Below are 10,762 nucleotides of genomic sequence, written 5' to 3'. Positions count from 1 at the left end.
CCTCTATTTTTTATTCTTAAAATTATCTAAAAAATAATAAAAACATTGCAAACGTATGCACAACCGTATATAATTAAAATTGGAAACGATACCGAAAATGATTCCCAAAAATAATTTATAGTAAAGAGGGAATCTATTATGGTTAAATCTAAAAAATCAGTAGCTATATTATTAGCTAGTGTATTTGTTTATTATCTAATAAAGATTTAGTTAAAGAAGCTCCAAAACCTATGGAAAAAGTAGTTAAAACTGGCAAATATAAGGGATCTTATACTTATAAAGATTGAAGATAGAAAGAGGAGTGAATATGAATATAAAAGATATTGCAAAATTAGCTGGTGTTGGAGTTAGTACAGTATCAAGAGTACTGAATAACCACCCAGATGTTAAAGACTCAACTAGAGAAAAAGTATTACAAGTAGTTAGAGATAGCAATTATATACCTAATAGTAGTGCTAGAGTTTTAAAACAAAATAATACTAAAAATATAGGTGTATTAGTTAAAGGTATGTTTAATCCATTCTTCTCGGAAATGATAAATACGGTAGCTTGTAAAATAAATGATGTAGGCTACACTATGATTCTTCAGCAAAATTACTCTGAAAAATATAGAGATATAGATATACTAAAAAGCTTTGTAAAAGACAAACGGTTACAAGGTGTAATTTGCCTAGGAGGAGAATTTCTAGATCTAAATAAAGATTATATAGAAGATATTGAAGTTCCAATAGTACTAACATCAGTAAATAATTATAATAAAGAATACACTAAAGGATATTCGTATATTTCAATAGATAATAAAAAAGCTTCATATGAAGCAACAGAATTTTTAATAAAAAATGGTCATAAAAATATTTGCCTAATGGTAGGGGATAACTATAGTGACCAAGGTTTAAATAAAGAACGTTTACTAGGGTTTAAGAAAGCCTTAGAGGATTATAGTATACCTTATAATGATAGTAATTTATTAGAAGGTCACTATAGAAGTGATATATCCTATGAAGCCACTAAAAAACTACTTAAATATAACCCAAAAGTTAGTGCTATATTTGCCGCATCAGATACTATGGCAATAGGGTGTGCTAAAGCTATTGTTGACAGTAATAAAACAGTTGGAAAAGATGTATCTGTAATAGGTTTTGATGGTATGGAAATAAGTCAGTTTTATAATCCTCCAATAACGACTATAAAGCAACCTAAAGAAATTATGGCAAGTATTAGTTTAGAGCTATTAAAAGATTTAATAGAAAAAAAACAAAGTCATAAACATATTATACTAGATACAGAATTAATTGTAAGGGAGTCTTGTAGTATATTAGATAAAGATTAATAAACAATAATAAAGGGGGAAATAACATGTTAGAGAAAAAATGGTGGCATAGCTCAGTAGTTTATCAAATATATCCAAGAAGTTTTTGTGATAGTAATAATGATGGTATAGGTGATTTAAAAGGTATAATATCAAAACTGGATTATTTAAAAGAATTAGGTATAGATGTTATATGGTTATCTCCAGTTTATAAATCTCCAAATGATGATAATGGTTATGATATAAGCAATTATAAGGATATAATGGATGAATTTGGAACTATGAAAGATTTGGAGAATCTTTTACAAGAAGCTAAAGTTAGAAATATTAAAATAGTAATGGATTTAGTATTAAACCATACAAGTGATGAACATAGTTGGTTTATAGAAGCTATAGAAAATCCTAATAGTAAATACAGAGATTATTATATATTTAGAGAACCCGTTAATGGTGAAGAACCAAATGATTTAGAATCAATATTTAGCGGAAGTGCGTGGAAACTTGATGAGAAAAGCGGTCAATATTACCTTCATTTATTCTCTAAAAAGCAGCCAGATTTAAACTGGGAAAATGAGGATATGAGAAATGAATTATATGACATGATAAATTTCTGGTTAGATAAAGGTGTTGGAGGTTTTAGATTAGATGTTATAGATTTAGTAGGAAAGCAGCCGGATAAAAAAATAACGGGAAATGGCCCTAAACTTCATGAATATATTCATGAAATGAATAATAAAACATTTGGAAATAAAGATGTGTTGACTGTAGGAGAAACATGGGGAGTAACTCCAGAAATTGCAAAATTGTATAGTAATCCATCTAGGAAAGAATTAAGCATGGTATTTCAATTTGAACATATAGGATTAGATGAAATACCTGGTAAAAGCAAGTGGGATTTAGCACCCCTTGATTTTATAAAATTAAAAGAAGTATTTAATAAATGGCAAACAGAACTTAAAAATGAAGGCTGGAATAGTTTATTCTGGAACAATCATGATTTACCACGTATAGTATCAAGATGGGGAAATGATAGTGAAGAATATAGAGAATTAAGTGCTAAAATGTTAGCTACAATACTTCATATGCAAATGGGAACGCCATATATATATCAAGGTGAAGAATTAGGAATGACTAATGTAAAATTTGATAGTATAGATGATTATAGAGATATAGAACTTTTGAATATGTATAAAGAACGTTTATCTAAAGGATACAAAGAAGAAGATATAATGAAGTCTATATATGTTAAAGGAAGGGACAATGCAAGAACTCCTATGCACTGGGATGACAGTGAAAATGGAGGGTTTAGTAAAGCTAAACCTTGGATAAAAGTAAATCCAAATTATAAGTATATAAATGCAAAGAAAAATATAGAAGATAAAAATTCTGTATTTAATCACTATAAAAGATTAATACAAATAAGAAAAGAAGAAGAAACTGTTGTATATGGGAATTTTGAACTTTTATATAAAGATCATAAATCAATTTTTGCTTATATAAGAGAATTAAACAATGAAAAAATATTAGTAGTAGCAAACTTTTATGGTGATAATGAAGAATTTATACTAGATAAAAATATAGATTATAAAAATTGTGAAATTTTATTAAGCAACTACAAAGATTCTAATAATAATATAGAAAAAATTAATTTAAGAGCTTATGAAGCTATAATATATAAACTTTCGTAAAAATTATAAAGTTTGGGGGGACACAGGATGAAGAAGATATGGTGGAAAGAAGCAGTGGCATACCAAATATATCCTAGAAGTTTTATGGATAGTAACGATGATGGAATAGGGGATTTACAAGGAATAATACAAAAACTTGATTATGTAAAAGATTTAGGTATAGATGTAATATGGATTTGTCCAATGTATAAATCACCAAATGACGATAACGGATATGATATAAGTGATTATCATGAAATAATGGATGAATTCGGAACTATGAATGATTTTGACGAGTTACTAGATGAAGTTCATAAAAGAGATATGAAACTTATAATAGATTTAGTTATCAATCATACATCTGATGAACATGAGTGGTTTATAGAGTCAAAATCATCAAAAGATAATTCAAAGAGAGATTGGTATATATGGAAAGATGGAAAAGAAGATAAAGAACCAAATAACTGGGAAGGTATATTTAAAGGATCGGCTTGGGAAAAAAACGAAGAAAGTAGGCAGTATTACTTACATTTATTTAGTAAAAAGCAACCAGATTTAAACTGGGAAAACAAAGAAGTAAGGTATGAATTATATAAAATGATAAACTGGTGGCTAGATAAAGGAATAGATGGATTTAGAATAGACGCTATAAGTCATATTAAAAAAGAAGAAGGGTTTAATGACATGTCAAATCCTAATAATTTAAAATATGTACCTTCTTTTGAAAAGCATATGAATGTATTTGGAATTCAAAATTATTTACAAGAATTAAAAGATGAAACATTTTCTAAATACGATATAATGACAGTAGGAGAAGCTAACGGAGTAACTATAAATGATTGCTGTGAGTGGGTAGGAGAAAAAGATGGTAAGTTTAATATGGTATTTTCATTTGAACATTTATCACTTTGGAATCATGACAACAAAAAATCCTTTAACATAAGAAAATATAAAAAGGCAATGAGCAAATGGCAAGAAGCGCTATATAATAAAGGATGGAATGCCCTTTTTATAGAAAATCATGATCAACCAAGAATAGTATCAAATTGGGGAAATGATAGTACTTATTTAGTAGAAAGTGCTAAATCTTTAGGTATGTCATACTTTATGCAACAAGGAACACCATTTATATATCAAGGTCAAGAAATAGGAATGACAAATATTACTTTTGATAGTATAAATGATTATGATGATGTTGGAACCAAAAATGAGTACTATCATGATTTAGAAAATGGAATAAGTGAAAAAAATGCACTTAAAAAAGTTTGGATGTCTTCAAGAGAAAATTCAAGAACTCCAATGCAATGGAATAATTTAAAAAATGCAGGATTTAGTAAATCCGATAAAACATGGTTTGGTGTAAATCCAAATTATAAAGATATAAATGTAAAAAAACAAGAAAATGATGAAAATTCAATTCTTAATTTCTATAAGAAAATGATAAAAATAAGAAAAGAAAATGAAGCTTTAATATATGGTAAAAATAACTTACTTATGATTCATGACGAACAAATATATGCATATGAGAGAGTACTAAATGATGATAAATTTGTTATAATATGTAACTTAACTGATAATGAAGCCTTATATTATCACGATGAAATAACTTTAAAATATAATGATTTAGTATTATCAAACTATGAAGTTGAAGTTCATGATGATGTAAATAAGATACAGTTAAAGCCTTGGGAATGTAGAATGTATAAAGCAAAGTATCCTAAAAGAGAAAAAGAAAGATTATTAGATGGAGAACTTTATCTGGCATTTTATAAGGAATTATTTGATGAAAGACAATTTGCTAAAGAAGCTTTATATGATTTTAATAACATGAGACCGAGTAAAGTTGAAGAAAGAATGGATATAATAAAATATTTATTTGGATCAAGTGGTAAAAATATATTTATGGAACAGCCATTTATGTGTGACTATGGATATAATATGCATATAGGGGAGAACTTTTATTCAAATCATAACCTAATGGTGCTTGATTGTAATACTATAAAAATAGGTGATAATGTTATGATAGGTCCAAATGTAAAGATATTTGCAGCGGGTCATCCAGTAGATGCAGAATTTAGAATTAGTGGTCTTGAGTTTGCACAAGCTATAAGTATAGGAGATAACGTATGGATAGGTGGAGGTTCTATAATTAATCCAGGTGCCAATATAGGAGATAATGTTGTAGTAGCATCAGGAAGTGTGATAACAAAAGATATTCCTGAAAATGTAATAGTTGGAGGTAATCCCGCTAAGATTATAAGAGAAATAACTGAAGATGATAATAAAAGATATTATAAAAATAAATTAATAGATAGAAGTATATAGTTTTATTTGAAAATGGATGGTGATTACACTATCCATTTTTTATTTATATTACAATAATATTACAAAATTATCCTAAAAAGTTAATTTTATATCTACAAATGATATATTTATAGTAGAAATTATATATGAGGGAGTTTTACTATGAGTAAAATCAAAAGATTAGTAGTATCAATAGTTATAAGTATTTTAATTTTAGGTGGAGGAGTTATATGTTTTAATAACAGTAAAGATATTAAGCAAGATACTAAAATTTTAAGTCAATCTTCAAATAAAATTCAGAAAGAATTAGTTAATAGACTTAAAGATACAAAAAAAATACAAGTATACCATAATTACCACGAAGAAAATCTAGATAATATTAAACCTGTTACCATTACTGACAAAGATATAATAAGTGATTTTATAGATTTACTAAGTGTCACTCATAAAAATAAATCAAAAGATATGGGTGGAGGCAGTGTCAATAATCAAAAACTCGTATTTATATTAGATAATGGAAATATAGAAATATATTATACTTATGATAGTTTATATGAAATAGGATATATAAATTACAATGGGCAAACGATAGATTTACCGTATGATTTTTTTAGACTTATATCAAATGTGGAGATGTATTCGCCAAAGAAATCAAGCATCCCAAGAGATGTAGAACAGTTATTTGAGAAGTATAATTGGACTCCAAGTTTTTTAGTAAATAAATATAAATATCTACTTCCGAATGATTTGATATATGCACCAGAGAAAGGTATAGATGAAATTTATTGGGCATATAATCTGCAATTTTCTAAAAGTATAGGTTTGGATTTTTCAAATTTATTAGGTAAAGAAATAGAAGTAGAAGTATATTATTTATTAGAAGAAATGCCAAAGTTTACGCAACCAATAGTAGATACCACAGCAGTTATTCTTAGATATAATGGTAATATTGTAGGTTCATATATAGATTCTGGCATCTTAAACAGAGCAATTTCTAGTTTAAACAGACAATCATTTAAAGAAATAACAGGTGATAATATAGAAGACTTTATAATAAAAAAACACATAAATGAAAATAGTAAATTAAATAAAGAAATGTCTAAAAAAAGTAATGAAGAACTTATAAAAATCTATTATGATTCTATGTACAATAAAGATGTAGTTACACATTTATCTACTTTAGATATAGGAAAAATATTAAACTATATGGATACATATCCGAATAATAAACGTTTATTTAATGACATAAACTTTGAAGACGAACTATTTGCGAATTCTAATGAAACAGAAGTGCTAGAGGTAAAAGAAGATGATGTAGAAAATGGACAATTAAAGAATTTCAGAGTGAAAATTAATATCAAAGAAAGTAATAATATAATACAAGAAAAAGGTATATACGATGTGGTAATTGTAATGAGAAAAAATGAAAATGGGACGTATAAAGTAATTTCTGTAGGTTTTTAATTTAAAATTTTAAGTTGACAATTATAAATAAAACAATTACTATGTAAGTATAAAAACTTAATAAATCTTCAGGGCAGGGTGAGATTCCCTACCGGCGGTAAAGCCCGCGAGCCTTAAAAGGCATGATTCGGTGAAATTCCGAAGCCGACAGTAAAGTCTGGATGAAAGAAGATGATATAAAAAGATATAAAACTGTAATTTTATGCAGTATAATTATATTGATTTGACTGTTATGCTCTGAAATATTTATATATTTCAGAGCTTTTTATATAGCATAATTATACTTTACTTAATTAACTAGTAAAAGATAATTAAAAGCTATAATTAATTTTACGAATATTCAAATAATAATGTATCGTAGAATAATTATTTATCAGTTGAAAAATAATTATATATTGTATAAGTTTATAATATGTTATCTAGCCCTAAGTTATTAGCTTAGGGCTTTTGTTTTTACAAATAATTATATATTTTATGTTATCAGCCAAGTAGATTTTTATATAAATATTAAAACATAAGTTTAGGGGGATAAAATGGATAAATTTTATATGAATCTAGCACTTGAATTAGCTAAAAAGGGAAAAGGAAAAGTTAATCCAAATCCTATGGTAGGAGCAGTTATAGTAAAAGATAATAAAATAATAGCTCAGGAATACCATGAAGAATATGGAAATAATCATGCAGAAATAAATGCCATAAATAATGCTAAAGAAAATTTAGAAGGTTCAACTATGTATGTAACTTTAGAACCATGCTCTCATTATGGAAAGACACCTCCTTGCGTAGAAAAAATAATAGAAACTAAAATATCTAAGGTTGTTATAGCATCTCTAGATCCTAATCCATTAGTATCTGGGAAAGGAGTAAAAAAACTTGTTGATGCAGGTGTAGAAGTAGTAACGGGTATTTTAGATTATGAAAATAAAAAGCTAAATGAAGTATTTATGAAGTATATAGTTAAAAAAATTCCTTTTGTAATAATGAAATCAGCAATGTCTTTAGATGGAAAAATATCAACAAGAACTGGAGAGTCAAAATGGATAAGCTCTGATGAGTCAAGAGAAAATGTACATAAGTTAAGAAATGAAGTAATGGGAATTTTAGTAGGTGTAAACACAATAATTCAAGATAATCCACAACTAACATGCAGATTAGAAAATGGAAAAACTCCAATAAAAATAGTAGTAGATAGTAATCTTAGAATTCCGCTGGATTCAAAAGTTATAAAAGATGCTCATAACAATAGAACAATAATTATAACTACTTCATTGGCAAAAGAAAGTATAGTAAAAGAACTAGAAAATAAAGGGGTAGAAATTATAATAGCAGAGTCAAAAGATAATAGTGTTGATTTAAACGACATGGTGAAAAAATTAGGGCAGTTAAATATAGATAGCATACTTCTAGAAGGAGGAGCTACGCTTAACTTTTCAGCTATAAAAGAGGGTATAGTAGATAAACTACAGGTTTATATAGCTCCAAAATTAATCGGAGGAAAATTATCTAAAACTCCTATAGGAGGCAATGGAATAGAAAAATTAAAAGATGCTTACCAAATTAGAGATATTAGCGTAAAAATGTTAAGTGAAGATATTTTAATAGAAGGATATTTATAAGAAAGTGGGGGGGAAAATGTTTACAGGTATAGTTGAGGAGATTGGAACTATTGTAGGTATAAAAAAAGGAGAAAAATCAAGCAGACTTACTATTAAAGCTAAAAAAGTTTTGGAAAATACCAAGTTAGGAGATAGTATATGCACTAATGGAGTATGCCTTACAGTAGCAAATGCAAGTTTTAATTATTTTGAAGCAGATGTTATGAGCGAAACTTTAATTAAAAGTAATTTAGAGATACTAAAAATAGGAAGTAAAGTAAATTTAGAAAGAGCTCTAAGACTTGAGGATAGACTAGGTGGTCATATAGTAAGTGGACATATTGATGGAATAGGCCAAATATTATCAATGGCTAGAGATGACAATGCTGTATGGCTATCTATAAAAGTGCAAGAAGATATATTAAAATACATTGTTTACAAAGGGTCAGTATCAATAGATGGGATAAGCCTAACAGTAGCTTATGTAGATGATAATTTATTTAAAGTATCAATAATTCCACATACTGGAGAAAATACTATATTACTTAATAAGAACATAGGTGAAACTGTAAATCTTGAGTGTGATGTAATTGGAAAGTATGTAGAAAAACTTTTAGGGTTAGCGCCTAAAAATCAAAAGTCAAAAGAAGATATAATATCAATAGATTTTCTTAAAGAAAATGGATTTTATATATAAAAAAGTCTAGGGAGGTTTAAAATGTTTAAATTTAATAATATAAAAGAGGCCATTGAAGATATTAAAAATGGGAAGATGGTAATAGTAGTAGATGATCCTGATAGGGAAAATGAAGGAGATTTACTAATGGCAGCAGAAAAAGTAACTCCAGAATCTATAAATTTTATGGCAAAGTATGGTAGAGGCCTTATATGTATGCCAATGGAAGAAGATAGATTAAAAGAGCTAGAGATATATCATATGGTACAAAATAATACTGATAATCATGAAACTGCATTTACAGCAAGTATTGATTATATAGAAACTACAACAGGTATTTCAGCATATGAAAGAGCTTTAACAATACAAAAAATTTTAGATAATAAATCAACATCGAAAGATTTTAGAAGACCGGGGCATATGTTTCCATTAATAGCTAAAAAGGCAGGAGTACTTGAAAGAAATGGTCATACTGAAGCAGCTATAGATTTATCAAAACTTGCAGGATTAAAGCCTGGAGGGGTTATTTGTGAAATTATTAAAGATGATGGAACTATGGCTAGAACACCGGATTTAATGGAATTTGCAAAACATCATAATTTAAAAATAATAACAATAAAAGACCTAGTAGAGTACAGAAAACAAACTGAAATAATTATTGAAAGAGCAGTAGAAACAAAAATGCCTACAAAATATGGTGACTTTAAGATATATGGATTTGTAAATAAAATTAATAAAGAGCATCATGTAGCTTTAGTTAAAGGTAACATAGAAGATGGTAATCCAGTACTAGCGAGAGTACATTCTGAGTGTCTAACTGGTGATATGCTAGGATCTAAAAGATGTGATTGTGGGCAACAGTATGATGCAGCAATGAAAAAAATAGCTGAAGAAGGAAGAGGTATATTATTATATATGAGGCAAGAAGGAAGAGGAATAGGCTTAATAAATAAATTGAAAGCTTATGCACTTCAAGATCAAGGCCTTGATACAGTAGAAGCTAATATAAAGTTAGGATTTAAAGCGGATATGAGAGAATATTCAAGTGCAGCACAAATTTTCAAAAACTTAGGAGTACAAAAAATTAAATTATTAACTAACAACCCAAGAAAAATTGAAGAATTATCATCTTTTAATATTGAAATAGTAGATAGATTACCTATACAGATGAATCATAACGAAGTAAATGAATTTTATCTAAATACTAAAAAAGATAAATTAGGACATATGTTAAATTATTAAACTTAAAATATACATAAAAGGAGAAAAAGGATGAAAATAATAGAAGGAAATTTAGTAGCAAAAGGAATAAGGATAGGTATAGTAGTAGGTAGATTTAATGAATTTATAGTTTCAAAATTATTAGGTGGAGCATTAGATGGATTGAAAAGACATGGACTTGAGGAAGAAAATATAGAAGTAGCTTGGGTACCAGGTGCATTTGAAATACCTCTGGTAGCAAAAAAGATGGCCAAAAGTAATAAATACGATGCAGTAATTTGCTTAGGAGCAGTTATTAAAGGGTCAACACCACACTTTGATTATGTTTGTGCAGAGTCATCTAAAGGGATTGCTTCAGTATCATTAAATACAGAAATACCAGTTATATTTGGAGTATTAACTACGGACTCAATAGAGCAGGCAATTGAAAGAGCTGGAACTAAAGCTGGCAATAAAGGATATGATGCTGCGGTTAGTGCTATAGAAATGGCTAATCTTTTAAAAAATTTAGCTAAGTAAATAAAAA

8 protein-coding genes, 1 pseudogene and 1 riboswitch are annotated in these 10,762 nt (G+C 27.7%); all 9 genes and pseudogenes read left to right on the top strand.

Going from position 1 to position 10,762, the window contains the following annotated elements:
- Positions 1–307: 307 nt before the first annotated feature.
- The 9 genes and pseudogenes from JWF52_RS16545 (at position 308) to ribH (ending at position 10,755) form a co-directional block, all read left to right on the top strand.
- Positions 308–1,330 (top strand): LacI family DNA-binding transcriptional regulator, encoded by a 1,023-nt coding sequence (locus JWF52_RS16545; protein ID WP_208334621.1) that lies wholly within the window; start codon positions 308–310, stop codon positions 1,328–1,330.
- Between the two features lie 26 nt (positions 1,331–1,356).
- Positions 1,357–2,997, top strand: a complete 1,641-nt coding sequence (locus tag JWF52_RS16540) for a glycoside hydrolase family 13 protein (RefSeq protein ID WP_208334620.1) — start codon at positions 1,357–1,359, stop codon at positions 2,995–2,997.
- A gap of 27 nt (positions 2,998–3,024) precedes the next feature.
- Positions 3,025–4,683: pseudogene (locus tag JWF52_RS16535) on the top strand (glycoside hydrolase family 13 protein); the annotation flags it as partial.
- Complete coding sequence (locus JWF52_RS19480; RefSeq protein WP_286184237.1) at positions 4,675–5,301, top strand: sugar O-acetyltransferase; 627 nt, start codon at positions 4,675–4,677, stop codon at positions 5,299–5,301. The pseudogene JWF52_RS16535 and the gene JWF52_RS19480, both read left to right, overlap by 9 nt.
- 141 nt (positions 5,302–5,442) lie before the next feature.
- Complete coding sequence (locus tag JWF52_RS16530; RefSeq protein ID WP_208334618.1) at positions 5,443–6,744, top strand: DUF4830 domain-containing protein; 1,302 nt, start codon at positions 5,443–5,445, stop codon at positions 6,742–6,744.
- 60 nt (positions 6,745–6,804) lie between these two features.
- Positions 6,805–6,921, top strand: a riboswitch (FMN riboswitch).
- A gap of 356 nt (positions 6,922–7,277) precedes the next feature.
- Positions 7,278–8,360, top strand: a complete 1,083-nt coding sequence (gene ribD / locus JWF52_RS16525) for a bifunctional diaminohydroxyphosphoribosylaminopyrimidine deaminase/5-amino-6-(5-phosphoribosylamino)uracil reductase RibD (protein WP_208334617.1) — start codon at positions 7,278–7,280, stop codon at positions 8,358–8,360.
- A 16-nt stretch (positions 8,361–8,376) separates the two neighbouring features.
- Complete coding sequence (locus JWF52_RS16520) at positions 8,377–9,036, top strand: riboflavin synthase (RefSeq protein ID WP_208334616.1); 660 nt, start codon at positions 8,377–8,379, stop codon at positions 9,034–9,036.
- A 21-nt stretch (positions 9,037–9,057) separates the two neighbouring features.
- A complete protein-coding gene (locus tag JWF52_RS16515) occupies positions 9,058–10,257 on the top strand; it encodes a bifunctional 3,4-dihydroxy-2-butanone-4-phosphate synthase/GTP cyclohydrolase II (RefSeq protein ID WP_208334615.1) in 1,200 nt (399 codons plus the stop codon).
- Positions 10,258–10,287: 30 nt separating this feature from the next.
- Positions 10,288–10,755 (top strand): 6,7-dimethyl-8-ribityllumazine synthase, encoded by a 468-nt coding sequence (gene ribH, locus JWF52_RS16510; RefSeq protein WP_208334614.1) that lies wholly within the window; start codon positions 10,288–10,290, stop codon positions 10,753–10,755.
- Positions 10,756–10,762 lie beyond the last annotated feature (7 nt).

This window comes from Clostridium sp. CCUG 7971, from assembly GCF_017590215.1.
Taxonomy (GTDB): Bacteria; Bacillota; Clostridia; order Peptostreptococcales; family Peptostreptococcaceae; genus Faecalimicrobium.
This window is presented reverse-complemented; position numbering and strand designations above follow the sequence as displayed.

Coding starts and splice junctions, on each gene's coding strand:
- JWF52_RS16545 (WP_208334621.1), top strand. CDS start 308: ATGAATATAAAAGATATTGCAAAATTAGCTGGTGTTGGAGTTAGTACA.
- JWF52_RS16540 (WP_208334620.1), top strand. CDS start 1,357: ATGTTAGAGAAAAAATGGTGGCATAGCTCAGTAGTTTATCAAATATAT.
- JWF52_RS19480 (WP_286184237.1), top strand. CDS start 4,675: ATGTATAAAGCAAAGTATCCTAAAAGAGAAAAAGAAAGATTATTAGAT.
- JWF52_RS16530 (WP_208334618.1), top strand. CDS start 5,443: ATGAGTAAAATCAAAAGATTAGTAGTATCAATAGTTATAAGTATTTTA.
- ribD (WP_208334617.1), top strand. CDS start 7,278: ATGGATAAATTTTATATGAATCTAGCACTTGAATTAGCTAAAAAGGGA.
- JWF52_RS16520 (WP_208334616.1), top strand. CDS start 8,377: ATGTTTACAGGTATAGTTGAGGAGATTGGAACTATTGTAGGTATAAAA.
- JWF52_RS16515 (WP_208334615.1), top strand. CDS start 9,058: ATGTTTAAATTTAATAATATAAAAGAGGCCATTGAAGATATTAAAAAT.
- ribH (WP_208334614.1), top strand. CDS start 10,288: ATGAAAATAATAGAAGGAAATTTAGTAGCAAAAGGAATAAGGATAGGT.